The following is a 26,238-nucleotide window of genomic DNA, read 5'->3' on the forward strand; positions in this document are numbered from 1 at the left end:
AGGCACAGGCAACCGGAGTCACCATGGCTGACCGTCACGATTACGTGGCCCTGGAGTGGGTCAAAGGCGAAATAGCCGAAACCCTCACACACGCCCGACAGGCGCTGGACACGTTCGTCGCCCAACCGCACGACGCCGCGGCAATGGACGAGTGCCTGGAGCTCATCCATCAGGTTCACGGCAGCCTGCAGATGATCGAGTTCTATGGCGCCGCGCTGTTCGCCGAGGAAATCGAACAGCTGGCGCTGGCGCTCAAAGAGGGCCACGTCGCCCAGGAAAGCGAAGCGATCCAGCTGCTGAATCTGGCGATGACGCAATTGCCGGTTTACCTGGAGCGTGTGCACTCCGCCCGCCGTGACCTGCCGTTGGTGGTGCTGCCGCTGCTCAACGATTTACGCAGCGCCCGGGGCGAAAGCCTGCTGTCGGAAACCAGCCTGTTCTCGCCGCAATTGCTGTCTATCCCCGCGCTTGATGCTCAGGCATTGGCCGAGCGCGACAATCCCGAATTGCCCGCGAAATTGCGCAAGCTGCGTCAGACGCTGCAAACCGCGCTGGTCGGGCTGCTTCGCGATCAGGACGTGCAGACTCAACTCGGTTACATGGGCAAGGTGTTCGCGCGGCTTGAGGTGTTGTGCGAGGACGCGCCCCTCGAACCGCTGTGGCGTATCGCGTCCGCGCTGGTCGAAACCATGCTCAGCGGCAATTTCACCAACAGCCCGGCGCTGCGCAGCCTGTTCAAGGATGCCGACAAAGAACTCAAACGTCTGCTGGATCAAGGCATTGAAGGCATCAATCAGCCTGCGCCCGACGAACTCCTGAAAAGCCTGTTGTTTTACATCGCCAAGTCCGACAGCGAGGCTCAGAAGATGACGGACTTGAAGGATCAGTACGCACTCGCCGATGCGCTGCCCCACAGCGCCTTGGTTGCTGAAGAACGTGCGCGCATGGCCGGGCCGGATCGCGACGCCATGCGCTCGGTGATCATTGCCTTGTGCGATGAGCTGGTACGGACCAAGGAGCGGCTCGACGTTTTCGTGCGCGGGGACCGTCAGCACGTCAGCGAGCTGAACGCCTTGCTGCCACCGTTGCGGCAGATCGCCGATACCCTGGCGGTGCTGGGTTTCGGCCAGCCGCGTAAAGTCATCATCGATCAGATGACCGTGGTGCAGGGCATGGCCCAGGGGCAACGCGCACCCGACGATGCCACCTTGATGGACGTCGCCGGTGCGCTGCTGTACGTCGAATCCACCCTCGCGGGCATGGCCGGAACGGTTAACCAGAGCAGCCCTGAAGAAAGCCGTCTGCCGACGACTGATCTCAGTCAGATTCACCAACTCGTCATCAAGGAAGCGCGCATCGTTCTGCAGCAGGCCAAGGACGTGATCGACGAGTACGTCGACGGTGAAATGGACCGGGCACGTCTGCTGCCGCTGTCGGAGCAATTGATTCAGGTGCGCGGCGCGCTGGCGATGATCCCGCTGGCGCGGGCATCCGGACTGCTGGCGGCCTGTAACGACTACATCACCGAACACTTGCTGGTTGACACCGAAAGCCCGGCGGCCTCGCAGCTCGATCACCTGGCGGACGTGATCATCGGCGTCGAGTATTACCTCGAACGCATGGCCGAAGACCCGGAAGCGCCGGGCGAACACGTGTTGGATCTGGCCCAGGAGAGTCTCGCCCGGCTTGGTTACTCGCCGGTCCCCGATGCGCTGGATGTGCCGGTGCTCGAAGAAGTCATCAGCGAAGAAGAGCTGCAGGATTTGCACGACCGTCAGGCGCTGGTCAGCCCAAGCCAGACCATCGCCGAGGTGTTGGCCAGCCCGCTGTCGGCGGTCAACCCGCCGGCGCGGAACATGCCGGCCAGTCTGTTGCCGCCGCCGAAGGGTGAGCAGGCGATCGATGACGAGCTGCGGGAAGTCTTCCTCGAAGAAACCGACGAGATGCTCGAAGCACTGCGCGAGTACGTGCCGCGCTGGATTGCCGATCCCGGCAACCTTTCGGCGCTTGGCGAGATTCGTCGTGCGTTTCACACGCTCAAGGGCAGCGGCAGGATGGTGCGCGCGCTGATTCTCGGCGAGCTGGCGTGGTCGGTGGAAAACCTCCTGAACCGCGTACTGGAGCACAGCGTCGAGCCGGACGCGCGGGTGCAGCAGTTGCTCACGGACGTACAGGCGTTGCTGCCGGACGTGATTCGCGATTTCGCCGAGGACGTTCAGCGTCAGCGTGACGATGTCGACCAACTGGCTGCCCAGGCCCACGCGCTGGCCCAGGGCGAAGCGAACGACATCGAGCCTGCGCAACGGCTGGAGGACGAAGAGGGGTTCGACCCGCAGTTGCTGGAAATTTTCCGTCAGGAAGCCCACACACACCTGAACACGATGAGCCGCTACCTCGATGCTGCTCAGGATACTGACGCACCTGTATTCAGCAACGATTTGCTGCGCGCGTTGCACACCCTCAAGGGCAGCGCGTACATGGCGGGCGTCCTGCCGATCGCCGAGCTGGCGAGCCCGCTGGACCAACTGGTCCGCGAGTTCAAGACCAACCTGATCGAGGTCGGCCAGGCCGAGATCGACCTGCTGCGTGCGGCCGGGCCTTTGTTTCATCTAGGCCTCGCCCAGCTGAATGTCGACCCGCTGATGCCCATCGAAGGCGCCGTCGCACTGATTCAACAGGCCAACGAGCTGCTCGACGCACGGCTGGCCGATGCCTTGAGCGACGACAGTAATGGTCTGCGCACGCGGCGTAATCCGCAGTTGATCGCGAGCTTTCTGGCCGAAGGCATGGACATCCTGCTGGACGCCGACAACTTGCTCAAAGACTGGCGCCAGCACCCCGGCCACCGCCAGGAATTGAACGCGCTGCTCGACGAACTGACCATGCTCGGCCACGGCGCGCACGTCGCCGACCTGCCCCAGGTCGATGAGCTCTGCGAAGCGCTGCTCGACCTGTATGGCGCCGTGGAGGAGAGCAGCCTTGCCGTCAGCGAGCGTTTTTTCGACGAAGCCGAAAAAGCCCACGAAGCACTGATCAACATGCTTGATCAGGTAGCCGCCGGACAGGAAGTCCAGCCGTGCCCTGAGCGCGTGAGCGCCTTGCGCGGTCTGCTCGCCGAGGCGTTGGACCCTGGCGCGATGGGCGTTATCAAAAGTGATCGCGGTGGGGCGACGAGCATCACGAACATGGAGGAGGTTACCGAGCATCTCGCTCAACCCGCCCAGCCTTCGCACGATGATTTCGATCAGGAAATCGTCGAGATCTTCCTCGAAGAGGCGGTGGATATTCTCGACATCGCCGGTCCTGCGCTGCAACGCTGGCTCGACGACCCGGAAAACCCGCTGCCACTGTCATCGTTGCAACGTGACCTGCACACCCTCAAAGGGGGCGCGCGCATGGCCGAAATCGGACCGGTGGGCGACCTCGGTCACGAGCTGGAATCGCTCTACGAAGGCCTGATCGATCGACGTTGCGGTTACTCGCCACAACTGGCGGAGCTGTTGGTGCACAGCCACGATCACCTGTCGCTGATGCTTGAACAGCTGCAGCACCGTTCGGCATTGACCAGTCCCGCGCCGCTGATCGATAAGATTCGCGAGTTTCGCCAGCGCAATTGCTACCTGCTGCCCAATGACGGCCAGACGCGCAATGTCAGTTCGATGATCCACTCGCTGGACGAACGCGATCCGGAACTGCTGGAAATCTTCCTCGAAGAAGCCGACGACATCATCGAGAGCAGCAGCGCGGCGTTGGTGCGCTGGCAAGCCGATCCGCAGAACATGCTTGAAGTGGAAAACCTGCTGCGCGATCTGCACACCCTCAAGGGTGGCGCGCGCATGGTGGAGATTGCGCCGATCGGCGATCTGGCCCATGAGCTGGAGTCGCTGTACGAAGGACTGTCGACCGGCGCGCTGAAAAACAGCGCGCTGCTCAACGGCCTGCTGCAAAGCGGCCACGACATGCTCGCCGACATGGTCGATGCCGTTCGCGGTTACGAGCCATTGCCCAACCCGGCGCTGCTGATCGAGAGCATCGGTCATTACACGTCATCCGGGGCCGCCCGCGAACCTGTCGAAAAACCTCAGGAGGCGCCGCCTGTGCTGCCCGCGCCGGTTGTTGATACGGCGGCGCAGGCCGAGGCCGACGGCGAGCGCACCGGCCCGGAGATGATCAAGGTACCGGCCGAGCAACTGGAAGACCTGGCGAATCTGGCGGGGGAAACCTCGATATTCCGGGGCCGTGTCGAGCAGCAGGTCAGCGACGCGCAGGTCACTCTGGTCGAGATGGAAACCACCATCGAGCGGATGCGCGATCAACTTCGCCGACTCGACATCGAAACCCAGGGCCGCATTCTCAGCCGCGATCACCCCGTTGATCGGCGCGGTTACGAAGCATTCGACCCGCTGGAAATGGACCGGCATTCGCAGCTGCAGCAGTTGTCCCGCGCGCTGTTCGAGTCCGCGTCCGACCTGATGGACCTCAAGGAAACCCTTGACACCCGCGCCCATGAAGCCGAAACCCTCTTGCAGCAACAGGCGCGAGTGAACACCCAGCTTCAGGAAAGCCTGATGCGCACACGCATGGTGCCGTTCGAGCGCATGGTGCCGCGCCTGCGCCGGATCGTCCGTCAGGTGTCGGGCGAGCTGAACAAGAAGGTCAAGTTCGACGTCATCAACGCCGAAGGCGAGATGGACCGCAACGTGCTCGAGCGCATGGTTGCGCCGCTGGAGCACATGCTGCGCAACGCCGTCGATCACGGGCTTGAGAGCGTCGAGGAACGCCTGGCCGCCGGTAAATCCGAGTGGGGGCATATCACGCTGAGCCTGGCCCACGAAGGCGGCGACATCGTTATCGAGATGCGCGACGACGGCGCCGGTGTCGACTTCGAGGCCGTGCGGCGCAAGGCGATCAAGCGCGGCATCATCAGCCCGGACGCCGAGCTGAGCGAGCACGACATCCTGCAGTTCATCCTGCGCCCGGGCTTTTCCACCGCCGAGACCATCACCCAGATTTCAGGGCGCGGCGTCGGCATGGACGTGGTGCATGCCGAGGTCAAGGATCTCGGCGGTTCGATGGTCATTGATTCCAAGGCAGGAGAGGGCGCGCGTTTCCGTGTCCGCTTGCCGTTCTCGGTGTCGGTCAACCGTGCGCTGATGGTGCAGTGCGGCGAAGAACAGTACGCCGTGCCGCTGAACAGCATCGAGGGTATCGTGCGCGTGATGCCGAGCGAGCTGGAGACCTGTTATCAGTCCGTGCCGCCGCGCTATGAATACAACGGGCGAACCTACGAGCTGCGTTATCTGGGCGAGCTGCTCAATAACGGTCATCCGCCGAAACTGGGGGGCCAGACACAGACCCAACCGCTGCCGGTGCTTCTCGTGCACGTACACGATCAATGGATTGCGGTGCAGGTGGATACGTTGGCCGGCTCGCGGGAGATCGTGGTGAAAAACCTGGGTCCGCAGTTTTCGTCGATACCCGGCATTGCCGGCGCGACTATTCTGGGCGACGGCCGCGTGGTGCTGATTCTCGACCTGTTTGCGCACATCCGGCGTTTTCACGCCAAGCTGCTCGCGTTGCAGGTCGCCGGTCACGCACCGGTGCGGTATGTCGAACCCGAACAGGCGCGGCCGTTGCTGGTGATGGTGGTGGATGACTCGGTGACCGTGCGCAAGGTCACCGGCCGCCTGCTGGAACGCAACGGCATGAACGTGCTGACGGCCAAGGATGGGGTCGATGCCATGGCGCTGCTGCAGGAGCACACCCCGGACATCATGCTGCTGGACATCGAAATGCCGCGCATGGACGGCTTTGAGGTGGTCAGCAAGATTCGCGGAGACGACGCCCTGAAGCATCTGCCGATCATCATGATCACGTCGCGATCAGGGCAGAAGCACCGCGACCACGCCATGGCGCTGGGGGTGAACGAATACATGAGCAAGCCGTATCAGGAAGCCGCTCTGTTGCAAAGCATTTCTCACTGGAGCCACGTCCATGTCTGACACCACGACGCAAACGGCGCGGCTGACCAGCCTGACCGGATTGCTCATCCCCCTCAGTGATCGGCACCTGCTGCTGCCCAACGTTGCCGTTGCCGAACTGATCGACTATCAAGACAGCGTTGCCGACCCCGCCGCACCGCAGTGGTATTTGGGCCCGATCAACTGGCGTAACCGCAGTTTGCCGCTGCTCAGTTTCGAAGCCGCCTGCGGCAGCCGCGCCCGGGTCGGAGGCCGCGCCCGCATCGTCGTGCTCAACGCCCTCGGCGGCCGCCCTGACCTCAAATTCATCGCGTTGCTGACCCAAGGCATTCCGCGCTCCTGCAAACTCGACAGCCAACTCAGCTACGTCGACGTGCCGCTGGCCGAGCTGGAACTGGCCGCGGTGCAAGTGGGCGAGACCGTGGCGAAGATCCCGGACCTCGTGGCGCTGGAGGAGTGGCTGGTGGAAGCGGGGTTGGTTCAGATGACGCCGAATTTGTAAGAGACGCCCCGGCTTTCAAACGCCGCAGAATGCATGCCCAACACAGCCCTGTAGGAGTGAGCTTGCTCGCGAAGGCAGTATTTCAGCCGCTGCAGATTTAGCGGCTGTCCTGGCCTATTCGCGAGCAAGCTCGCTCCCACGACTGCATGTCAGCCGCCGCAGATTGCATGCCGGACACAGCCCTTGTGGGAGTGAGCTTGCTCACGAAAGCTGCATTTCAGCCGCTGAAGATTTGTTGATGTACCGACCCCTTCGCGAGCAAGCTCGCTCCCACGACTGCATGTCAGCCGCCGCAGACTTCATGCCGGACACAGCCCCTGTAGGAGTGAGCTTGCTCGCGAAAGCTGTATTTCAGCCGCTGAAGATTTGTTGATGTACCGGCCCCTTCGCGAGCAAGCTCGCTCCCACGAATGCATGTCAGCCGCCGCAGATTGCATGCCCAACACAGCCCCCTGTAGGAGTGAGCTTGCTCGCGAAAGCTGCATTTCAGCCGCTGAAGATTTAGCGGCTGTCCCGGCCTATTCGCGAGCAAGCTCGCTCCCACGAATGCATGTCAGCCGCCGCAGGTTGCCTGTCGGACACAGCCCCCTGTAGGAGTGAGCTTGCTCGCGAAAGCTGTATTTCAGCCGCTGAAGATTTAGCGGCTGTCCCGGCCCATTCGCGAGCAAGCTCACTCCCACGACTGCATGTCAGCCGCCGCAGAATGCATGCCCAACACAGCCCTGTAGGAGTGAGCTTGCTCGCTAAGGCAGAATTTCAGCCGCTGAAGATTTAGCGGCTGTCCCGGCCTATTCGCGAGCAAGCTCGCTCCCACGACTGCATGTCAGCCGCTGCAGGTAGCATGCCCAACACAGCCCCTGTAGGAGTGAGCTTGCTCGCGAAGGCAGAATTTCAGCCGCTGAAGATTTAGCGGCTGTCCCGGCTCTTTCGCGAGCAAGCTCGCTCCCACCATTTGATCTCCAGCATGCTCATCTTGTGTCTGTCTGGAGCATCCAGGAACTGCCAGCGGAAGCCGGCTCATATCAGGCTGAAGTATTTCGCTTTTACAGATTCGATATCGGTAAGGTTTGCTGCGTTGGCATCTGCTATGCCGTCCGAAATAGCCTGCATCTGGCGCATCTCGGCTTCCAGGTAGCGGCTCAGTGCTTGCTGAAGGTGATATTGCCGATCACGCCCACTCCCTCCTAGACGATGAGCCGAATAAACCGCATATTCGGCTCATCCTGTGAGCCGAATAGAGTTTCTAATCGGCTCACGTACCTCCGAGGCGTCCCGTGAAACAGTCAGCGAAATGGATTTGGCAACACCCCAAATGGCCGTCCTTTTCCTGGGACGCAGAGCCGTTGGCGCCGCTGTTGCGGGCCTGCACCCAGGCGCAGGGTCAGTTGTTGGGGATGATTGGCGCGTCAGGCGCCGACGCGAATGTCGAGCGCGAACTGGACGCCTTATTGCAGAACGTCATCACCTCATCGGCCATTGAGGGTGAGCAGCTTAATGTGGAGTCGGTGCGTTCTTCGCTGGCAAAGCGGCTGGGGCTCGCCAGCGATGAACGCGTGACGGCGCGCAGTGAAGGTCTGGCAGAGTTGATGCTGGATGCCACCCAACAACATGACGCCCCGCTGACGTCCGAACGGCTGATGCATTGGCATCGCTTGTTGTTTCCCGAGACGAACGCGCTGACGGCAAAGCCCATCCAGGTTGGCGTGCTTAGGGGCCCCGAACCCATGCAGGTCGTGTCCGGTCGCATTGACCGACCCGTGGTGCATTTCGAAACACCTCCGCGCGAAGGCCTGGAGCAAAAGCTCGATGACTTTTTCTACTGGTTCAACAGTAGCCGCGCCGACCCTACCCTCGACCCGCTGATCCGCGCGGGCGTCGCACATTTCTGGTTCGTGACGCTGCACCCGTTCGACGATGGCAACGGACGTTTGACCCGCGCAATCACTGATCTGGCCATGGCCCAGGGCGAACACCAGGCCATACGCTTTTACGCCATGTCCGTCAGCATCCTCGCTCGCCGTCAGGACTACTACCGGGTCCTGGAGGCGACCCAGCGCGGTGGGCTGAATATCACTGAGTGGCTCGTTTGGTTTTTGCAGACGCTGCTCCATACGTTTGAGCAGGCCATCCAGCGCATCGACCGGGTTTTGGCGAAGGCGAGATTCTGGCAAGCCCATCGGGATGACGGGCTATCCACCGAGCAAATCAAAGTGCTCAACCGTTTGCTGAATGGCGACCTGTTGTCGGAGAGGCCGGACGCGGGTTTCACCGACGGCATCAGCGCCGCTCAATACCAGGCGGTCGCCAAGGTCAGTAAAGCCACCGCCACTCGGCATCTCGCAGATCTGTTGGAAAAAGACTGCCTGCGTAAACTCCCGGGCGGCGGGCGCAGCACCCGCTATCAGATCAACTGGCCCGACTGATCATTACTCTCACGGTAATGATTAGCGCATTTGCTTGATTGATGCCGAGCCGCCGCCCCTCCTAATCTGCCCCACGACAGCGAACTCGTGGAGTCAGCATGACCACAACAACGAAACTTGACCCGCGCTGGTCGCGTCGTCGCACTGAAAAACTGCGACGGCTCGACCTGGTGCGTTCCTTCGCCGATGGCGTTGTACTGCCCACCGACAAGATTGTCGCGGCGCTTGAGGCGCTGATTGCGCCGGGCGATCGCGTGGTGCTGGAAGGCAACAACCAGAAGCAGGCGGATTTTCTTTCGCGCTCACTGGTGAAGGCCGATCCCGGCAAGCTCCACGACCTGCACATGATCATGCCCAGCGTGGGTCGGGCCGAGCACCTGGACCTGTTCGAACGCGGCATCGCCCGCAAGCTGGATTTCTCTTTCGCCGGTACCCAAAGCCTGCGCATCAGCCAGCTGCTGGAAGACGGCCTGCTGGAAATCGGCGCGATTCATACCTACATCGAGCTGTATTCCCGCCTGCTGGTCGACCTGATTCCCAACGTCGTGCTTTCGGCCGGTTTCATGGCTGACCGCGCCGGCAATATCTACACCGGCGCCAGCACCGAAGACACCCCCGCCCTGATCGAACCGGCCGCCTTCAGCGACGGCATCGTCATCGTGCAGGTCAACCATTTGGTGGATGACGTCAGCGACCTGCCGCGCGTGGACATCCCGGCGTCATGGGTCGACTTCGTGGTCGTCGCCGACAAGCCGTTCTATATCGAGCCGCTGTTCACCCGCGACCCGCGCCACATCAAGCCGGTGCACGTGCTGATGGCGATGATGGCGATTCGCGGGATCTACGAAAAACACAACGTCCAGTCCCTCAACCACGGCATCGGCTTCAACACCGCGGCGATCGAACTGATCCTGCCGACCTACGGTGAATCCCTCGGCCTGAAGGGCAAGATCTGCCGCAACTGGACGCTCAACCCACACCCGACGCTGATCCCCGCCATCGAAAGCGGCTGGGTCGAAAGCGTGCATTGCTTCGGCACCGAGCTGGGCATGGAAAACTACATTGCGGCACGGCCCGACGTGTTCTTCACCGGTCACGATGGTTCCATGCGCTCCAACCGGATGATGTGCCAGCTGGCCGGGCAATACGCGGTTGACCTGTTCATCGGCGCCACGCTGCAAGTCGACGGCGACGGCCATTCCTCCACCGTCACCCGCGGGCGCCTCGCCGGCTTCGGCGGCGCGCCGAACATGGGCCACGACCCGCGCGGCCGACGTCACGCCACGCCTGCCTGGCTGGACATGCGCCAGCAGAGCGGTGACGGGCCGGACGCCTATCTTGAGCGCGGCAAGAAGCTTGTCGTGCAGATGGTCGAGACGTTTCAGGAGGGCGGCAAGCCCACGTTCGTCGAGACCCTGGACGCCGTCGAAGTCGCGAAAAAAAGCGGCATGCCTCTGGCGCCGATCATGATCTACGGCGACGACGTCACCCATCTACTGACCGAAGAAGGCATCGCCTATCTGTACAAGGCGCGCAGCCTGGAGGAACGTCAGGCCATGATCGCCGCCGTCGCTGGCGTGACCTCCATCGGCCTGCGCCACAACCCCAAAGACACCGCCCGTATGCGCCGCGAAGGGCTGATCGCGCTGCCTGAAGACTTAGGGATTCGCCGCACCGACGCCAGCCGCGAACTGCTTGCCGCCAAGAGCATCGCCGAACTGGTGGAATGGTCCGGCGGTTTGTACAACCCGCCTGCGAAATTCAGGAGCTGGTGATGCGCGCATTCAACGTAGCTTTCGATGCCTTCGATGCCTTCGATGCAACGACCAACCCTGCATCACTGGCAGAGCGCCTGGCCGATCTGGCGGTGGATGCACTGATCGACGAAGCCGACCTGTCGCCAAAACCGGCGCTGGTTGACCGTCGCAGTAGTGGCGCCCACACGGATTTGCACTTGGGCCTGATGCACGCATCAGCGCTCTCGCTGTGGCCGGCGTTCAAGCAGATGGCCGACGCCGCCATTGCCATCGGCGAGATCAACCCACTGTTGCGGGAAACCATTGGCCGCCTTGGTCGCGAAGGCGAAGCGGCGATGATGCGCACCACCAACGGGGTGAATACCCATCGCGGCGCGATCTGGGCACTGGGTTTGCTGGTCACCGCGGCAGCACTGAATCCCGATGAGCTTTCCCCGGAAGCGCTTTGCCAACGCGCCGGCCAGCTGGCATTGATCGAGGATCGTCACCAGGCCGCCGACCGTAGCCAGAGCCATGGTCAAGCCGTTGCGGAGAAGTACGGCGCAATGGGCGCCCGGGAGCAAGCGCAAGGGGGGTTTCCTGCCGTCATCCAAAGCGGTTTGCCGCAACTCCTCCGCAGCCGCGCCGCCGGGCATGGCGAGCAAAACGCGCGACTCGATGCGCTGCTAGCGATCATGACCACGCTGTCCGATACCTGCGTGCTGTATCGCGCGGGTGAAGCAGGCCTGCACGCCATGCAAGACGGTGCGCAGCGGGTGCTGGACGCCGGCGGCAGCGCGACCCTCAGCGGCCGTCGCGCGCTGAATCAGCTGGATCAACAACTGCTGGGCCTGAACGCCTCCCCCGGCGGCGCCGCCGATTTGCTCGCCGCTTGCCTGTTTATTGATCGCCTGGAGCCTGCGCTTGGCGATGCAACGAGGAACGTCTGATCATGGAAACCCTGTCTTTTGAATTCCCAGCCGGGCAGCCGCCAAGGGGGCGCGCGCTGGTGGGTTGTGTCGGTTCGGGTGATCTGGAAGTGCTGCTTGAACCGGGCCAGCCGGGCAAGCTGACCATTCAGGTGCTGACGTCGGTCAACGGCAGTTCGGCGCGCTGGGAAAACCTCTTTCAGCGCATGTTCGACGGCCAGACGCCGCCGGCCCTGAGCATCGACATTCATGATTTCGGCGCCACACCGGGCGTGGTTCGGCTGCGCCTGGAGCAAGGTTTCGAGGAGGTCGGTCATGACTGACAGCACGCGGCTTCTGCAGCAGCACAGCTTCGTCGAACTCGGCGCCCGGCAACGCGCCCGCGCACTGCTGGACGACGGCAGTTTTCGTGAGCTGATCGATCCCTTCGAGCGCCTCGTCTCCCCTTGGCTGGCCAAGCAGGGCGTCGTGCCCCAGGCCGATGATGGCGTGGTGATCGCCAAAGGTACGATAGATGGCAAACCGGTGGTGATCTGCGCCATCGAAGGCGGCTTTCAAGGCGGCAGCATGGGCGAAGTCGGCGGCGCAAAGATGGCTGGCGCGCTGGAGCTGGCCGCCGAAGACAATCGCAAGGGCATTCCCACCGCAGCCGTTCTGTTGCTGGAAACCGGGGGCGTTCGCTTGCAGGAAGCCAATCTCGGGCTGGCGGCCATCGCTGACATTCACGCCGCGATTGTTGATCTGCGTCGCTATCAGCCGGTAATCGGCGTAGTGGCAGGCAGCGTCGGCTGCTTCGGGGGCATGTCAATTGCGGCGGGCTTGTGCAGTTATCTGGTCGTCACTCAGGAAGCGCGTCTCGGCCTGAACGGCCCGCAAGTGATCGAGCAGGAAGCCGGCATTGAAGAATACGACTCCCGCGACCGGCCGTTCATCTGGAGCCTGACCGGGGGCGAGCAACGTTTTGCCAGCGGTCTGGTGGACGCCTTTGTCGCCGACGACATCAGCGCCATTCAGCAACAGGTGCATGCGTTGTTGCACAAGGGCAAGCCCGAGCAGGAACGCAGCAGTCGATACGCGTGGTTCCTCGAGTGTTTGTCGCACGTGGACACCGCCCAGCAGATAGCGCCCGCTTCGGTGCGCGCTGCCTATCAAGGAGACCGGTCATGAGTGCTTACTCACTCCGTGGATTGAACTGGTTCAACGCGCTGGCCGCAAACGCCGCTGAAGTAGCGGGGCTGCCTGCGTCGGTGAAAGCAGCGGATGGCGCACTGGGTGATCGCCCGGCGCGATTCCTGGCGGTGGTCGCTGACCCTGCCAACCGTTTCCCCCGCGCCCAAAACGGCGAAGTCGGATTGCTTGAAGGATGGGGTTTGGCCCAGGCCGTGGACGGCGCCATCGAACTGGATCGGGACAGCGACAACAAGCGGACATTGATCGCGATCATCGACGTGCCGAGTCAGGCCTATGGTCGCCGCGAAGAAGCGCTGGGTATTCACCAGGCGCTGGCCGGCGCGGTCGACGCCTATGCTCGGGCGCGCCTGGCCGGGCATCCGGTGATTGGGCTGTTGGTGGGCAAGGCCATGTCGGGCGCCTTTCTCGCCCACGGCTATCAGGCCAACCGGCTGATAGCCCTGCGCGACCCGGGTGTGATGGTTCACGCCATGGGGAAGGCATCTGCAGCGCGGGTGACACTGCGCAGCGTCGAGGAACTGGAAAAACTCGCCGCCAGCGTGCCGCCGATGGCCTATGACATCGACAGCTACGCCAGCCTTGGTTTGCTGTGGGAAAACCTGTCGGTCAGTCAGATCGAGCAGCCCAGCGTTTCGGATATCACCCTGGTTCAGGACTGCCTGATTGCAGCGATCAAAGACACCCTCGCCGGCGCCAATGACCTGAGTTCACGCCTCGGCGCGCCGAACCGTGGGGCGTCGTCGAAAGTCCGCGAGCTGTTGCGGGCGCAGTGGTAATGAGTGCTTTCCAGCCGGTGCTGCCCCACGACCTGTTGTGGGGTCTGCCGACGGCTGCGTTGCCGATCGACGCGCCGGCGTGGGCGTTCGAGGCCATCGGCTTGGGTTATCCGGTGGTAGTGCGCCGCGCTCGTGTCGGGCCAGGACTGGTAGCGGTGGGCGTGAGAGGTCAGTCCCGGGATCAGCGCTACGCCACCCACATGAAACTTGATGATGTGCAGCGGCGCGTGCGGCCTGAGGCGTTGATCGACATGACGGCTGACGCTGATTGGCCGGCGTTGCGCGCCTTGCAGCAGATTCGTCCCGTGATGGACGCGCTCGGCCTGCCGTGGGGCGTGGCGGGTGGCGCCGGTTTTGAGCTGGCGAGTGGCGTGGCAGTACTGCACGCGGACAGCGACCTCGATCTCATTCTGCGCACCCCTGAACTCTTTGATCGCCAGCATGCCGGTCGTTTGGTCGATCAGCTTGCCAGCGCGGTGTGTCGCATCGACCTTCAGTTGCAAACCCCCTTTGGTGCAGTCGCGCTGCGCGAGTGGGCAGGACCGTCACGCCAGGTGCTGCTCAAAGCCGAAGACGGCGCGCGGCTTGTGGATAACCCTTGGCTGGCGCAGGCGGTTGCGGCATGAGCAGTTTCTGGGCGTTTCCCGGCCAGGGCGCGCAACAGCCGGGCATGCTCCATGGGCTGCCGGAGCACTCCTTGGTTGAACAGTGCCTGGCAGAAGCGAGCGCTGCATTGAGCGAGGACGTACTGACGCTGGATACGGCCGCCGCCCTGCAATCGACGCGAGCTGTTCAGCTGTGCCTGTTAATCGCGGGCGTCGCCTGCGCCCGAGTGCTGATGGCCGATGGGAACCCCCCCGACATGGTCGCAGGTTTGTCCATCGGTGCTTATCCGGCCGCAGTGATCGCGGAGGCTCTGGATTTTTCGGATGCCGTGCGTCTGGTGGCGCTGCGGGGTGAGCTGATGCAAAGCGCTTATCCACAGGGCTACGGCATGACCGCGCTGATCGGGCTGGACCAACCCACGGTCGAAAGCCTGATCGCACGCATTCACAGCGTTGAGACGCCGGTCTATCTGGCCAACATCAACGCTGATACCCAGTTCGTTATTGCTGGCCGAGACGAAGCCATGACGGCCGTCGCTGCGCTCGCAAAAGAGCAGGGCGCTGCGGCGGCCAAGCGGCTGGCGGTCAGCGTGCCGTCCCATTGCGAACTGCTGGCCGAACCGGCACGCGCCCTTGCCGATGCATTCGCCCGAGTTTCCGTGAAAGCGCCGACGCTGAAATACCTCAGCGGCAGCACCGCGCGGCCGATGCTCAGTGCCGACAAGGTCCGTGACGATCTGGCGTTCAACATGTGCCGGGTGATCGACTGGCGCAGCACGGTGCAAACCGCCTACGAGCGAGGTGCGCGGCTGCACATCGAGTTGCCGCCAGGCACCGTGCTGACAGGCCTGGCGCGTCGCGTTTTCGAACAAGGATCGGTCGTCGCCTTTCAGGGCGCCCGGCTGGACACGCTCAGCGCGCTGTCGCGAGAGGAGGAACGCCGCCACTCATAAACCGACTGCTGCTTTCGAAGTAACACAAAAACAACAACTTCGACGATGCAATTTGAGGATAAGAACAATGGTGATTTATGGCGTGGCGTTACTCGCAATCTGCACCCTCGCGGGGGTGATTCTCGGTGATCTGCTTGGCGTGCTGCTGGGCGTCAAATCCAACGTGGGCGGCGTGGGGATCGCGATGATCCTGCTGATCTGCGCGCGGCTGTTCATGCAAAAGCGCGGCGGCATGAGCGAAGGCTGCGAAATGGGCGTCGGCTTCTGGGGCGCCATGTACATCCCGGTCGTCGTGGCCATGGCCGCTCAGCAAAACGTCGTCACGGCGCTCAAGGGCGGGCCGATCGCGGTCATCGCGGCGGTGGTGTCGGTGGTGGTCTGTGGCTGCACGATTGCAGTCATCAGCCGCATCAACAAGGGCGAGCCACTGCCCAAAGAAGACGAACTCGCGCACCCGCTGCCGGTGATCGCGCCGACTGTTTCGCCAGCAGGAGGCCGCTGATATGTGGGAGCTCATTCAGAAAGACCTGATCAGCCAGGGCCTGGTCACCGCGTTCGCCGTCGTGGGCGTGGTGATGTGGATTTCGGTGGTGCTGTCCAAGCGCCTGACGTTCGGGCGCATTCATGGTTCGGCCATTGCGATCGTCATCGGCCTGGTGCTGGCGTGGGTGGGTGGCACGATGACCGGCGGCCAGAAAGGGCTGGCGGACCTGGCGTTGTTTTCCGGGATCGGCTTGATGGGCGGGTCGATGCTGCGTGATTTCGCCATCGTCGCCACGGCCTTCGAAGTGCAGGCCACCGAAGCGAAAAAGGCCGGCTGGATCGGCGCGTTCTCGCTGCTGTTGGGTACGTTGCTGCCATTCATTGTCGGTTGCTGTGTGGCGTACGCGTTTGGCTATCGCGATGCGGTGAGCATCACCACCATTGGCGCGGGCGCAGTGACGTACATCGTCGGGCCGGTGACCGGTGCGGCATTGGGCGCGACCTCGGATGTGATGGCGCTGTCGATCGCGACCGGTCTGATCAAAGCCATTCTGGTGATGGTCGGCACCCCGATGGCTGCGCGCTGGATGGGGCTGGATAACCCGCGCTCGGCGATGGTTTTCGGCGGTCTGGCCGGCACCGTGAGCGGCGTGACGGCCGGATTGGCGGCGACGGACCGGCGGCTGGTGCCTTACGGCGCGCTGACGGCGACCTTCCATACTGGGCTCGGCTGCCTGCTGGGGCCTTCGCTGCTGTACTTCATCGTGCGCGGGATTCTGGGCTGAGGCTTTGGGATGCGCGGTGTTCAGCAACATCCTGCCGCTGCGCGCCAGAACGCTGATGTATCTGCCGGCATCGGAATTGCGGGAGCGAGCTTGCTCGCGAAGGGGTCGGTACATCCGCTATAAATTTAGCGCTTGAAATGCCATCTTCGTGAGCAAGCTCACTCCCACAAGGGATGTGTTTGATACAAGAAAGCGCGGTGTCAGAAGGCGCCGCAGATGTATCTACTGACAGGTAATTTGTGGGAGCGACCGGGGTGGCGATCCACCTTGCTCGCGAAGGGGCCGGTACATCCACCAAATTTTCAGCGACTGAAATGCCGTCTTCGTGAGCAAGCTCACTCCCACAGGGGATGTGTTTGATGCAAGAAAGCGCGGTGTCAGAAGGTGCCGAAGATGTATCTACTGACAGGTAATTTGTGGGACCGAGCTTGCTCGCGAAGGGGCCGGTACATCCGCTATAAATTCAGCGCTTGAAATGCTGTCTTCGTGAGCAAGCTCACTCCCACAGGGGATGTATCTGATGCAAGAAAATGCGGTGTCAGAGAACGCCGCAGATGTATCTACTGACAGGTAATTTGTGGGAGCGACCGGGGTGGCGATCCACCTTGCTCGCGAAGGGGCCGGTACATCCACCAAACTTTCAGCGACTGAAATGCCATCTTCGTGAGCAAGCTCTCTTCCACACGGGGGAGTCAGACTCAGCCTTGTGCCAGCCGGTTCGAGTACATCCGGCATTCCGCAAGCAACGCCAAGAGGTTCGGGTCACGCTCCCGGGCTTTGAGGAACACCAGTCCGATGTGCTGCTGCATGCGGTATCGCGCTTGCAGCGGCACCAGGCGGACGCGGTTTTCGTAGACGGCGGCGATTCGCCCGGGCAACAGCGCATAGCCCACTCCGGAGCTGACCATGCTCAGCAGCGTGAAGATGTCGTTCACTTGCATGGCGATCTTCGGTTCAAAACCGGCTTGTTCAAACACCCGCGCGCCATCGCGGTGGGTGGCGAAGCCTTGGGTCAGGGTAATGAAGGTCATTTCCCGCAGGTCGCTCAGGTCCACCTCGCTCTGTAGCGCAAAGGGTGAATCAGCCGGCGTGGCGAGAAAAATATCGTCGGAAAACAGCGGCAATTGCTCGCAATCCGGATCACTCACGGATTCGTTCAGCGACACCAAAATCGCATCCACCTCCATGTTCTTCAGCTTGTAGAAGAGATCGATATTGGAGCCCAGGATCAGGTCGATGTTGAGTTCGCTGCGGCGGATCTTCAGGCCCATGATCAGCTGCGGCACGGTTTTGACCGTGAGTGAATACAGCGCGCCCAGCTTGAACCGCGCCGCCGAAAACCCCGCCGCCTGCCGCGTCTGTTCGATGGTGCTGAGCACGTCCTGCACCAGCTTCTGCGCGCGCTCCTCCAGCACATAAGCGCCTTCGAGGGGCGTGAGGTTGCGACCCTCGTGCTTGAACAGTGGACACCGCAACGCGCTTTCCAGCGAGTGAATCGCCCGGTGCACGCTGACCGTGCTCGTCTGCAGCTCCGCCGCCGCGCGCGCGAGATTGCCGGTGCGCATGAACGCCAGAAAGATTTCCAGCTTCTTGAGGGTGAGCTCTTCGTCGATCTGCATCGTATGGATCCGCGCCGGATTCTTGTTTTGAGAGCGCCCGATTGTGCCGAAGAGATCGGCGGCTGACTGCATTAAATTCTCGATAACACCACACTAGACGTTGTCATCGCGGTTCAGAAGCAGGACGCTTGGCGCGTGTCACGCAATTGAGAGAGGTAGTTTGCGGATGTACTACGGAGAAAAATTCAACGCCTGGACCCACTTGGTCGGCGCGATTCTGGCGACGATTGGCGCCGTCTGGATGCTGGTTGTCGCCACGATGACGGGGGATATCTGGAAGATCATCAGCGTCGCGGTCTACGGTGTGGCGCTGGTGATGCTGTACAGCGCGTCGACGGTGTACCACAGCGTTCGCGGCCGGGCGAAAGTGATCATGCAAAAGGTTGATCACTTTTCGATCTATCTGCTCATCGCGGGCAGCTACACGCCGTTTTGTCTGGTGACGCTGCACGGGACGTGGGGCTGGACGTTGTTCGGTATCGTCTGGGCGCTGGCGATCATCGGCATCCTCCAGGAAATCAAACCCCGGTCCGAAGCGCGGGTGATGTCCATCGTCATTTACGCGGTCATGGGCTGGATCGTGCTGGTCGCGGTCAATCCGCTGATCGCCGCGCTGGGCATGGCCGGATTCATCTGGCTGGCGCTGGGTGGCGTGTTCTACACCGTGGGGATCATTTTTTTCGCGTTCGACACCAAGGTCCGACACTTTCATGGGGTCTGGCACCTGTTTGTCATCGCCGGCAGCCTGCTGCACTTTGTTGCGATTTCGCGTTACGTGCTTTAGACGTGTGGGGCGGGAGTGGCGCTGCCGCTTGCTCGCGAAGATGACGATTCATCTGCTGGATTTTCAGCGGCAGGGATGATGTCTTCGTGAGCAAGCTCACTCCCACAATAGGCGGTATCCGACGCACACCTGGTCATCCATGCGCCGCTTCGGTGCATATCATCTTTCACATCACTGATCATTTTCTGTACACCCCACAGCCTTGCGCGCTTTCCGCTCTGCACCAATGCGGATAACTTTCGCACCCGATTGAAGCATTTAATTCATTTATTTTATTTGTTGAATTATTTGATTCGTCATCCTAGTCTGATCCTCGAAACGCCCCCTCTGTGGTAAGGCGGCCTTCTTGAACTGACTGATCAATCGGGGAGCAAGACATGAATGTGAAAGTACTCTTGAGCATGGCCGTGGCAACCGCCTTTTCCGCATCCACCTGGGCCGCTGACTGGACCGTCGGCGCCAACGTAGGCAACGTACCGTGGGAGTTTCAGAACGCCAAAGGCGAGATCGTCGGCTTTGAAGTCGACGTGGTGAAAGAAGTCGCCAAACGCGCCGGCAAGACCGTGGAATTCGTCAACATCCCGTTCAACGGCCTGTTCAGCGCCGTGCAATCCAAAAGGGCTGACATCGCCATTTCATCGATCACCATCACCCCCAAGCGCCTTGAATCGGTCGGCTTTGCCCAGCCGTATTACGACAGCGACCAATCCCTGTCGGTGCTCGCCAAATCCGGCATCAACGGCCTGAAGGACATGGACGGCAAGGTGGTCGGCGTCGACACCGGCTCCACCGGCGACATGTGGGTCAACGCCCATCAGGCCGAATACAAGTTCAAGGAAGTCTCACGCTACGAAGGGCTGTCGCCTGCGATGCTCGATCTCGCGTCCGGCCGCATGGACGGCTACATCAGCGATATCCCGGCGGTCCTGTACTACATCAAGGACAAGCCGCAATACAAAGTCGTCGCGAAAATTCCTACCGGTGAGAAGTACTCGTTGATGCACGCCAAGGGCTGGGCATCGGCCGGCCAGGTCAACGACATCATCACCACGATGAAGAAAGAAGGCGTGATCGCCGACCTGCATAAGAAGTGGTTCGGTGCCGACGCTGATCCGGAGTCCAGCACCGTCAAAGTGGTCGATGTGCTCAAGTAACCCCTGACCGCTCACGCCCGCGCCCGTCACTGCTCGCCATCAAGGAATCGCAATGGAGTTGTTAGAAACGTTCTTCAACTGGAGCGTGTTCGTCGATGCGCTGCCATTGATGCTCCGCGGCCTGGGCGTGACGGTGATGCTCGGCGTGGTCAGCATCATTCTCGGCCTGGTGGGCGGGCTGGTGCTGGCGATGCTGCGGTTGTACGGCTACGCCCCCGTGCGGTTTCTGGCGCGGGTGTATATCGACGTGCTGCGCTCGATTCCATTGCTGGTGCTGTTGGTACTGATCTATTACGCGCTGCCGTTCGTGGGCATTCGCCTGTCGTCGTTCGCGGCGGCGACTGCGGCGCTGTCACTGGTGTCGTGCGCGTATTCGGCGGAAATTTTTCGCTCTGGCATCGAAGCCATCCCACGCGGGCAGTTCGAAGCCTCTGCGTCCCAGGGCATGAGCTTTTTCAACACCATGCGCGACATCATCCTGCCCCAGGCCATGCGCATCGTCATGCCGCCGATGACCAGCAACTGCATCAACGTCATGAAAGACACCGCGCTGGCGTCGGTCGTGGCGATGCCTGACCTCCTGAAACAAGCCACACAGGCCCAGGCCCTGGCAGCCAACCCGACACCCCTGGTGGGCGCGGCGGTCATGTACCTGTTGCTGCTTCTGCCGTTGGTGCAATTGGTGAGCTGGATCGAGCGACGTAACGGCGCCGGGAGGAAAAGCGCATGAGCACCGTCATCGAAATGGAAGGCGTGGCCAAATTCTACGGGCCATTCCAGGCCCTGACCGACATCAACCTGACCGTCGATCAAGGCGAAGTGGTGGTCATCCTCGGGCCCTCGGGCTCGGGCAAATCGACACTGATCCGCTGCATCAATCTGCTGGAGGAATATCAGCAGGGCGACATCCGCGTCGGCAGCCAACGCGTTGAAACCGGCCCGAAGCTGGCCGGCATCCGTTGCGAAGTCGGCATGGTATTTCAGAATTTCAATTTGTACCCGCACCTCACCGTGCTCGCCAACGTGGCGCTGGCGCCGGTGCGGGTGCGCGGCATGTCTCGCCGTGACGCCAACGAACGCGCGCGCCTGCTGCTGGAGAAAGTCGGCATGGGCGCCCACGCGGCGAAATACCCGAGCCAGTTGTCCGGCGGCCAGCAGCAACGCGTGGCCATCGCCCGAACCATGGCGATGGAGCCACGGGTGATTCTGTTTGACGAGCCCACTTCGGCGCTCGACCCGGAGATGGTCGGCGAAGTGCTTGACGTCATGCAGAACCTCGCCCGCTCCGGCGTGACCATGGTCGTCGTGACCCATGAAATGGGCTTTGCGCGCAAGGTCGCCGACCGGGTGATCTTCATGGAGAACGGCCGAATCATTGAACAGAACAACCCGCACGATTTCTTCACGGCCCCGCAAGAGCCGAGAACCCGCGCGTTTTTGCAGGCCATCCTGCATCACTGATCAAACTCTGGAGCTCATCCCTTGAATGCCTTGGACATCGATTACGTACGCAGCCAGTTTCCCGCCCTCGCCAGCGGCTACGCCTACCTGGACAACGCCGGCGGTTCGGCCGTGCTCAAGCCGGTCGCCGAGCGCATCACCGATTACTTGCTCAACAGCGCCGTGCAACTGGGCGCGTCCTACAGTGAGTCGGTGGACGCTGGCGCGCGGGTCATGCAGGCGCGGGAATCGGTCGCGCAACTGATCTACGCGCGCTACCCGGAAGAGTGCGTGATGGGCGGCTCGACCACCCATCTGCTGCAAATCCTCTGCCGCGCCATCGCGCCGTCGATCCAGGCCGGGGACGAAATCATCGTCACCAACTGCGACCACGAGGCCAACATCGGACCGTGGGTGCGGCTGTGCGAAGAGCGCGGCGCTACGTTGCGCGTCTGGGCGGTGAACGCCGAAAGCATGGACTTGGAGCTTGGCGATCTGGACGCGCTGCTCAGCGACAAGACCCGCTACCTGGCCATGACCCATGCGTCGAACATCCTCGGCAGCGTCAACCCGGTCGCCGAGGTTGCGCGCCGTGTGCACGCGGTGGGTGGCAAGTTGTGCGTCGATGCCGTGGCTTACGCGCCCCATCGGCTGGTCGATGTGCAAGCCAGCGGCGCCGATTATTACGTGTTTAGTTTCTACAAGACCTTCGGCCCGCACTTCGCTGTGCTGTGGGGCAAGCGGGAAGCACTGCTGGAACTGCCGAGCCTGAACCACTTTTTCATCGGTCAGGAAGTCATTCCCTACAAGCTGCAGCCCGGCAACTTGAACTACGAGCTGTCCTACGGCTGCATCGGCATCAGCGATTACCTGATCGACATCGGCCGCCGCCTCGGCGCCAGCGGCAGCGAACGCCAGTTGATGCAGGCTGCATTCGATGCCTTCGAAGTGCAGGAAGACCTGCTGGCCGAGACGTTGCTGGCGTTTCTGCGGGAGACGCCGGGCGTACGAATCATCGGAAAATCCCGTGTGACCGACGGCGATCGCGTGCCGACCATCAGCTTCGTGGTAGAGGGCATTCAGTCCGAAGCCATCGTGCGCCGCGTGGACAATCACCGCATGGGCATCCGCTTTGGTGACTTCTATGCTCGCCGCCTGATCGAACAGTTGGCCCTGACCCCTTACGGCGGCGTGGTCCGTGTGTCGATTGCGCACTACAACAGCGTCGATGAGCTGAATCGTCTGGTGGAGCACCTGGCCCAGGCAATCACAGAACTGCGTCCCTCCTGATTTCTATCGAGCCTTTTTATGCCTGTACCCCAAACTCTGGCCGAGCTGCGTGCCGCCATCGTCGAACATCAGGAACGCCTGACCGCGCGGCAGCGTGATGCGGCGCATTACCTGAACGAGCATCCCCACGACGTGGCGCTGAACACGGTCGCGGCGCTGGCGAAAATCTCCGGCATCCCGTCGTCGGCGTTCATTCGGTTGGCGCAAGCGCTGGGCTTTGGCGGGTTCAGCGATCTGCAGCGCTTGTTCAAGCAGCCGTTGCAGCAGGCCGGGCAGGGCAGTTTCAAAGAGCGCATCCGGCACTATCGCGGCGAGCAGTTGCTCGACGATCCCACCGATGTGGGCGCCATGCTCTCGGCGTTCAGCCGCGCGAATATTGTGTCGCTGGAGCACTTGGCCGAAGGCGAGCAAGTCGAGGCCATCGAGCGCGCCATCGAGCTGTTGGAACAGGCGCGCACCACCTTCGTGGTCGGCATGCGCCGTTCGTTTCCCATGGCGTCCTACCTGAGCTACGCGCTCAGCCGCGTCGGTCGTCGTGCCGTACACATCAGCGGTCTGGGCGGCAGTTTGCGCGAGCAGGTCGGCGCGCTGCACGGCGATGACGTGCTGGTGGCGGTGAGTTTTCCGCCGTACGCGCAGGAAACCATCGACGCCTGCGAGCAAGCCGTCGCGGCGGGGACACCCATCGTGGCGATCACTGACAGCATTCTCAGCCCCATCGGACAAACCGCGTCGGTGATGATCGAGGTCAACGACGCCGAGCTGCTGGGCTTTCGCTCGCTCACCGCCGCCTTCTGCATCGCGCAGACCCTGGCCATGGGCCTGGCCTTTCGCACCGGTCAGAACCTTGATGGTCCCGACCACGATGCACTGAAAACCATCGACTGCTGAGCCATGGCTTGGCGGTCTGCCGACTGTTCGAACGTTGCAGGAGTAGGCTTTTATGGCATCACCCATTCGAGATCTGGTCGGCTACGGCCGGCAGCGCCCCCAGGGCACCTGGCCCAACAGTGCGCGGCTGGCCGTCAACTTTGTCATCAATTACGAAGAAGGCTCGGAGCGTTCCCTGGCCATGGGCGATCCTGACCAGGAGAGCATGACCGAATGGGGCAGCTATCAGTTTCCCGACGGCGTGCGCAATCTGGCGATGGAATCGATGTACGAGTACGGCGCCCGCGTCGGCATCTGGCGCATCCTCGACATCCTGCAACAGGCTAACGTCCCGGCGACCTTTCATGCCTGCGCGGTGGCCTTCGAGCAGAACCCGGATGTCGCCAAAGCGGCAGTCGAGCTGGGCCATGAAATCTGCAGCCACGGTTATCGCTGGGAAGAAGTGTTCCGCCTGACCGAAGCCGAGGAGCGCGAGCACATTCGTCTGGCGATCGAGTCGTTCGAGCGCACGTGTGGCAAGCGTCCGGTGGGCTGGTATTGCCGCTATGGCGCCAGCGTTCATACGCGACGACTGGTGGCGGAAGAGGGCGGGTTTCTCTATGACTCGGACGCCTACAACGATGACGTGCCGTATTTCGTCGACGTTGAGGGCAAGCAACATCTGGTAGTGCCGTACACCAGCGACGTCAACGACTTCCGTTACTGGAACTCCCCGGGCTTGTCCCAGGCGTCCGATTTCCTCGAGTACATGAAGGAAAGCTTCGATGTGCTGTACGAAGAATCCGCCGACGGCTTGCGAATGATGTCCATCGGGCTGCACCCACGCATGGTCGGACGTCCAGGCCGGGTCCGCGCGATCAAGCATTTCATCGAGTACGCCCAGGCCCGCGAAGGCGTCTGGTTTACCACCCGCGAAGAGATCGCCAAGGCCTGGCTGACCCGCGCCTGACGGAGTGAACGACATGCAGGCTTTTGATCTGATCATCCGCAACGCCAATGTGGTGACGGCGTCGGACGGTTTCCTGTGCGACATCGGCGTGCGCGACGGCCGAATTGTCGCGCTTGGCCTGGGCCTGCAAGGTACCGCAGAGGAAGTCGATGCGCGGGGGCGAACTGTGACGCCGGGCGGGATCGACAGCCATGTGCATCTGGATCAGCCGACCGGCGACGGTTCGGTCATGGCCGATGATTTCGAAAGCGGCACCCGTTCAGCCGCGTGTGGCGGGACGACAACGGTGATTCCCTTTGCCTGCCAGCAGAAGGGACAAAGCCTGCGGGCGGCGGTGGAGGATTACCATCGGCGCGCGGACGGTCGGGCAATCATCGATTACGCGTTTCACCTCATTGTCACCGACCCCACCGACGACGTGCTGCGCCGCGAGCTGCCCGAGCTGATTGCCGAGGGCTACACCTCGTTCAAGATCTACATGACCTACGACGCCCTGAAACTTAACGACCGCGAGATTCTGGAAACCCTGTCGGTGGCGCGGGCCGAAGGCGCGATGGTGATGCTGCACGCCGAAAACAGCGACTGCATCGCCTGGCTGACCGAGCGCCTGCTCGCCGCCGGTCACAGCGCGCCGCGTTATCACGCCACGTCGCGGCCAATGCTGGTGGAGCGCGAGGCCACGCACCGGGCCATTGCGCTGGCCGAGCTGGTGGATGTGCCGATTCTCATCGTCCATGTTTCGGGGCGCGAGGCCATTGAACAGATTCGCTGGGCCCAGAGCCACGGCTTGAAGGTCTACGGCGAGACCTGTCCGCAGTATCTGTTTCTCACCGCAGATTCACTGGGCTGCGATGACAGCTTTGAAGGCGCCAAATGCATCTGCAGCCCGCCGCCGAGAGACGCCGGCAATCAGCAAGTGGTCTGGGACGGCCTGCAGAATGGCTCGTTTGAAGTGTTCTCGTCGGATCACGCGCCGTTTCGCTACGGCGGCTCGGACGGCAAGCGAGCCCACGGCGAGACGGCGCCGTTTTCCGAAGTGGCCAATGGCATTCCGGGCGTCGAGACGCGCATGGCGCTGCTTTGGTCGGAAGGCGTACGCAAGGGGCGAATCACGCCGCAGGCATTTGTCGCGCTGACGGCGACTAACGCGGCGCGGTTGTACGGTCTGTATCCGCGCAAGGGCAGCATCGCCATTGGGTCGGACGCGGATCTGGTGATTTGGGATGAGGACCTGGACATCGAGCTGACCAACGAAATGCTGCACCACAACGTCGATTACACCCCGTACGAGGGTATGCGCTTGAGTGCATGGCCGGCGATGACCTTCGCCCGAGGTGAACGGGTGTGGGATGGCAGCCCGTTGGGTAAACCGGGGCGCGGAGAGTTTCTGCCCTGCGCCCGCCCGGAACCTGCGAAAGCCCGGCGTCGAGAGTCGGAGTTACCGGAGTGATGACGGTGATACGCGTCGTGCATCAGATACCCCTCAATATGAGCTGATTCACCCCATTCCTGTGGGGGCCGAGCTTGCTCGCGAAAAGGCACTCACATCCGCTAAATCTCCAGCGGATGTACGCGACCCCTGTAGGACTGGCTTTAGCCGGGAAGAGGCCCGTGTGTGCGCCAAAAATCCTGCGCCGTGAGACCTGACGCTTTCCCGGCTAAAGCCGGTCCTACAAGGGAAGAGGTCGGTGTGTGCGCCATCAATCTTGCAGCGTGACGCCTGACGCTTTCCCGGCTGAAGCCGGTC

Annotated in this window: 21 protein-coding genes; 20 read left to right on the top strand and 1 reads right to left on the bottom strand. The window is 62.1% G+C overall.

What is annotated here, in order from left to right; translation table 11 throughout:
• Window positions 1-23 precede the first annotated feature (23 nt).
• The 12 genes from ABEH28_RS20465 to madM all read left to right on the top strand — a co-directional run bounded on the left by ABEH28_RS20465 (window position 24) and on the right by madM (window position 16,364).
• Window positions 24-6,002 carry an Hpt domain-containing protein gene (locus ABEH28_RS20465; RefSeq protein WP_346630926.1) on the top strand — a complete coding sequence of 1,993 codons (5,979 nt, stop codon included), beginning with the start codon at window positions 24-26 and terminating at the stop codon, window positions 6,000-6,002.
• Window positions 5,995-6,483 carry a chemotaxis protein CheW gene (locus tag ABEH28_RS20470; protein WP_122536410.1) on the top strand — a complete coding sequence of 163 codons (489 nt, stop codon included), beginning with the start codon at window positions 5,995-5,997 and terminating at the stop codon, window positions 6,481-6,483. Before ABEH28_RS20465 ends, ABEH28_RS20470 begins: the two co-directional genes overlap by 8 nt.
• A gap of 1,274 nt (window positions 6,484-7,757) precedes the next feature.
• Window positions 7,758-8,906 carry a Fic family protein gene (locus ABEH28_RS20475; protein ID WP_346630927.1) on the top strand — a complete coding sequence of 383 codons (1,149 nt, stop codon included), beginning with the start codon at window positions 7,758-7,760 and terminating at the stop codon, window positions 8,904-8,906.
• A gap of 98 nt (window positions 8,907-9,004) precedes the next feature.
• Complete coding sequence (gene mdcA / locus ABEH28_RS20480; RefSeq protein WP_346630928.1) at window positions 9,005-10,681, top strand: malonate decarboxylase subunit alpha; 1,677 nt, start codon at window positions 9,005-9,007, stop codon at window positions 10,679-10,681.
• Complete coding sequence (locus ABEH28_RS20485; protein ID WP_346630929.1) at window positions 10,681-11,592, top strand: triphosphoribosyl-dephospho-CoA synthase; 912 nt, start codon at window positions 10,681-10,683, stop codon at window positions 11,590-11,592. The genes mdcA and ABEH28_RS20485 overlap by 1 nt, the downstream gene beginning before the upstream one ends.
• Before the next feature lie 2 nt (window positions 11,593-11,594).
• A complete protein-coding gene (locus ABEH28_RS20490) occupies window positions 11,595-11,894 on the top strand; it encodes a malonate decarboxylase subunit delta (protein WP_346627238.1) in 300 nt (99 codons plus the stop codon).
• On the top strand, window positions 11,887-12,738 hold the full coding sequence (locus tag ABEH28_RS20495) for a biotin-independent malonate decarboxylase subunit beta (protein ID WP_346630930.1): 852 nt from the start codon (window positions 11,887-11,889) through the stop codon (window positions 12,736-12,738). The genes ABEH28_RS20490 and ABEH28_RS20495 overlap by 8 nt, the downstream gene beginning before the upstream one ends.
• Complete coding sequence (gene mdcE / locus ABEH28_RS20500; protein ID WP_346630931.1) at window positions 12,735-13,538, top strand: biotin-independent malonate decarboxylase subunit gamma; 804 nt, start codon at window positions 12,735-12,737, stop codon at window positions 13,536-13,538. Before ABEH28_RS20495 ends, mdcE begins: the two co-directional genes overlap by 4 nt.
• A complete protein-coding gene (locus ABEH28_RS20505) occupies window positions 13,538-14,164 on the top strand; it encodes a malonate decarboxylase holo-ACP synthase (protein ID WP_346630932.1) in 627 nt (208 codons plus the stop codon). Before mdcE ends, ABEH28_RS20505 begins: the two co-directional genes overlap by 1 nt.
• On the top strand, window positions 14,161-15,096 hold the full coding sequence (gene mdcH, locus ABEH28_RS20510; RefSeq protein WP_346630933.1) for a malonate decarboxylase subunit epsilon: 936 nt from the start codon (window positions 14,161-14,163) through the stop codon (window positions 15,094-15,096). Before ABEH28_RS20505 ends, mdcH begins: the two co-directional genes overlap by 4 nt.
• A 67-nt stretch (window positions 15,097-15,163) precedes the next feature.
• On the top strand, window positions 15,164-15,598 hold the full coding sequence (gene madL / locus ABEH28_RS20515) for a malonate transporter subunit MadL (protein WP_192172962.1): 435 nt from the start codon (window positions 15,164-15,166) through the stop codon (window positions 15,596-15,598).
• A gap of 1 nt (window position 15,599) precedes the next feature.
• Window positions 15,600-16,364: a malonate transporter subunit MadM gene (madM, locus tag ABEH28_RS20520; RefSeq protein ID WP_122624431.1), complete on the top strand. Its 765-nt coding sequence runs from the start codon at window positions 15,600-15,602 to the stop codon at window positions 16,362-16,364.
• Between the two features lie 698 nt (window positions 16,365-17,062).
• Here the strand turns inward: madM and ABEH28_RS20525 are convergent.
• Window positions 17,063-17,983 carry a LysR substrate-binding domain-containing protein gene (locus ABEH28_RS20525; RefSeq protein ID WP_192173225.1) on the bottom strand — a complete coding sequence of 307 codons (921 nt, stop codon included), beginning with the start codon at window positions 17,981-17,983 and terminating at the stop codon, window positions 17,063-17,065.
• 166 nt (window positions 17,984-18,149) lie between these two features.
• Between ABEH28_RS20525 and ABEH28_RS20530 the strand changes: the two genes are divergently transcribed.
• The 8 genes from ABEH28_RS20530 to hydA all read left to right on the top strand — a co-directional run bounded on the left by ABEH28_RS20530 (window position 18,150) and on the right by hydA (window position 25,941).
• Window positions 18,150-18,767, top strand: coding sequence for a hemolysin III family protein (locus ABEH28_RS20530; protein ID WP_192173224.1), 618 nt, complete (start codon window positions 18,150-18,152; stop codon window positions 18,765-18,767).
• Window positions 18,768-19,144: 377 nt separating this feature from the next.
• Entirely contained in the window at window positions 19,145-19,921 is a 777-nt protein-coding gene (locus ABEH28_RS20535) for a transporter substrate-binding domain-containing protein (protein WP_346630935.1), read from the top strand.
• 52 nt (window positions 19,922-19,973) lie between these two features.
• Entirely contained in the window at window positions 19,974-20,651 is a 678-nt protein-coding gene (locus ABEH28_RS20540; protein ID WP_191944630.1) for an amino acid ABC transporter permease, read from the top strand.
• A complete protein-coding gene (locus ABEH28_RS20545; RefSeq protein ID WP_037018914.1) occupies window positions 20,648-21,382 on the top strand; it encodes an amino acid ABC transporter ATP-binding protein in 735 nt (244 codons plus the stop codon). Before ABEH28_RS20540 ends, ABEH28_RS20545 begins: the two co-directional genes overlap by 4 nt.
• A gap of 21 nt (window positions 21,383-21,403) precedes the next feature.
• On the top strand, window positions 21,404-22,651 hold the full coding sequence (locus ABEH28_RS20550) for a cysteine desulfurase-like protein (RefSeq protein WP_346630936.1): 1,248 nt from the start codon (window positions 21,404-21,406) through the stop codon (window positions 22,649-22,651).
• Between the two features lie 18 nt (window positions 22,652-22,669).
• On the top strand, window positions 22,670-23,542 hold the full coding sequence (locus ABEH28_RS20555; RefSeq protein ID WP_192173220.1) for a MurR/RpiR family transcriptional regulator: 873 nt from the start codon (window positions 22,670-22,672) through the stop codon (window positions 23,540-23,542).
• A 52-nt stretch (window positions 23,543-23,594) separates the two neighbouring features.
• Window positions 23,595-24,491: an allantoinase PuuE gene (locus tag ABEH28_RS20560; RefSeq protein ID WP_346630937.1), complete on the top strand. Its 897-nt coding sequence runs from the start codon at window positions 23,595-23,597 to the stop codon at window positions 24,489-24,491.
• A gap of 13 nt (window positions 24,492-24,504) precedes the next feature.
• Window positions 24,505-25,941: a dihydropyrimidinase gene (hydA, locus tag ABEH28_RS20565; protein ID WP_346627229.1), complete on the top strand. Its 1,437-nt coding sequence runs from the start codon at window positions 24,505-24,507 to the stop codon at window positions 25,939-25,941.
• Window positions 25,942-26,238: the final 297 nt, after the last annotated feature.

The organism is Pseudomonas sp. Ps21-P2 (assembly GCF_039672565.1).
GTDB lineage: Bacteria > Pseudomonadota > Gammaproteobacteria > Pseudomonadales > Pseudomonadaceae > Aquipseudomonas.

What these genes read in the sequence shown, in the direction of transcription:
- ABEH28_RS20535 (WP_346630935.1), top strand. Translation starts at nt 19,145, where the DNA reads ATGAATGTGAAAGTACTCTTGAGCATGGCCGTGGCAACCGCCTTTTCC.
- mdcE (WP_346630931.1), top strand. Translation starts at nt 12,735, where the DNA reads ATGAGTGCTTACTCACTCCGTGGATTGAACTGGTTCAACGCGCTGGCC.
- ABEH28_RS20530 (WP_192173224.1), top strand. Translation starts at nt 18,150, where the DNA reads ATGTACTACGGAGAAAAATTCAACGCCTGGACCCACTTGGTCGGCGCG.
- ABEH28_RS20465 (WP_346630926.1), top strand. Translation starts at nt 24, where the DNA reads ATGGCTGACCGTCACGATTACGTGGCCCTGGAGTGGGTCAAAGGCGAA.
- ABEH28_RS20485 (WP_346630929.1), top strand. Translation starts at nt 10,681, where the DNA reads ATGCGCGCATTCAACGTAGCTTTCGATGCCTTCGATGCCTTCGATGCA.
- mdcH (WP_346630933.1), top strand. Translation starts at nt 14,161, where the DNA reads ATGAGCAGTTTCTGGGCGTTTCCCGGCCAGGGCGCGCAACAGCCGGGC.
- ABEH28_RS20555 (WP_192173220.1), top strand. Translation starts at nt 22,670, where the DNA reads ATGCCTGTACCCCAAACTCTGGCCGAGCTGCGTGCCGCCATCGTCGAA.
- ABEH28_RS20505 (WP_346630932.1), top strand. Translation starts at nt 13,538, where the DNA reads ATGAGTGCTTTCCAGCCGGTGCTGCCCCACGACCTGTTGTGGGGTCTG.
- ABEH28_RS20560 (WP_346630937.1), top strand. Translation starts at nt 23,595, where the DNA reads ATGGCATCACCCATTCGAGATCTGGTCGGCTACGGCCGGCAGCGCCCC.
- ABEH28_RS20540 (WP_191944630.1), top strand. Translation starts at nt 19,974, where the DNA reads ATGGAGTTGTTAGAAACGTTCTTCAACTGGAGCGTGTTCGTCGATGCG.
- ABEH28_RS20495 (WP_346630930.1), top strand. Translation starts at nt 11,887, where the DNA reads ATGACTGACAGCACGCGGCTTCTGCAGCAGCACAGCTTCGTCGAACTC.
- mdcA (WP_346630928.1), top strand. Translation starts at nt 9,005, where the DNA reads ATGACCACAACAACGAAACTTGACCCGCGCTGGTCGCGTCGTCGCACT.
- madM (WP_122624431.1), top strand. Translation starts at nt 15,600, where the DNA reads ATGTGGGAGCTCATTCAGAAAGACCTGATCAGCCAGGGCCTGGTCACC.
- ABEH28_RS20470 (WP_122536410.1), top strand. Translation starts at nt 5,995, where the DNA reads ATGTCTGACACCACGACGCAAACGGCGCGGCTGACCAGCCTGACCGGA.
- madL (WP_192172962.1), top strand. Translation starts at nt 15,164, where the DNA reads ATGGTGATTTATGGCGTGGCGTTACTCGCAATCTGCACCCTCGCGGGG.
- ABEH28_RS20545 (WP_037018914.1), top strand. Translation starts at nt 20,648, where the DNA reads ATGAGCACCGTCATCGAAATGGAAGGCGTGGCCAAATTCTACGGGCCA.
- ABEH28_RS20525 (WP_192173225.1), bottom strand. Translation starts at nt 17,983, where the DNA reads ATGCAGATCGACGAAGAGCTCACCCTCAAGAAGCTGGAAATCTTTCTG.
- hydA (WP_346627229.1), top strand. Translation starts at nt 24,505, where the DNA reads ATGCAGGCTTTTGATCTGATCATCCGCAACGCCAATGTGGTGACGGCG.
- ABEH28_RS20490 (WP_346627238.1), top strand. Translation starts at nt 11,595, where the DNA reads ATGGAAACCCTGTCTTTTGAATTCCCAGCCGGGCAGCCGCCAAGGGGG.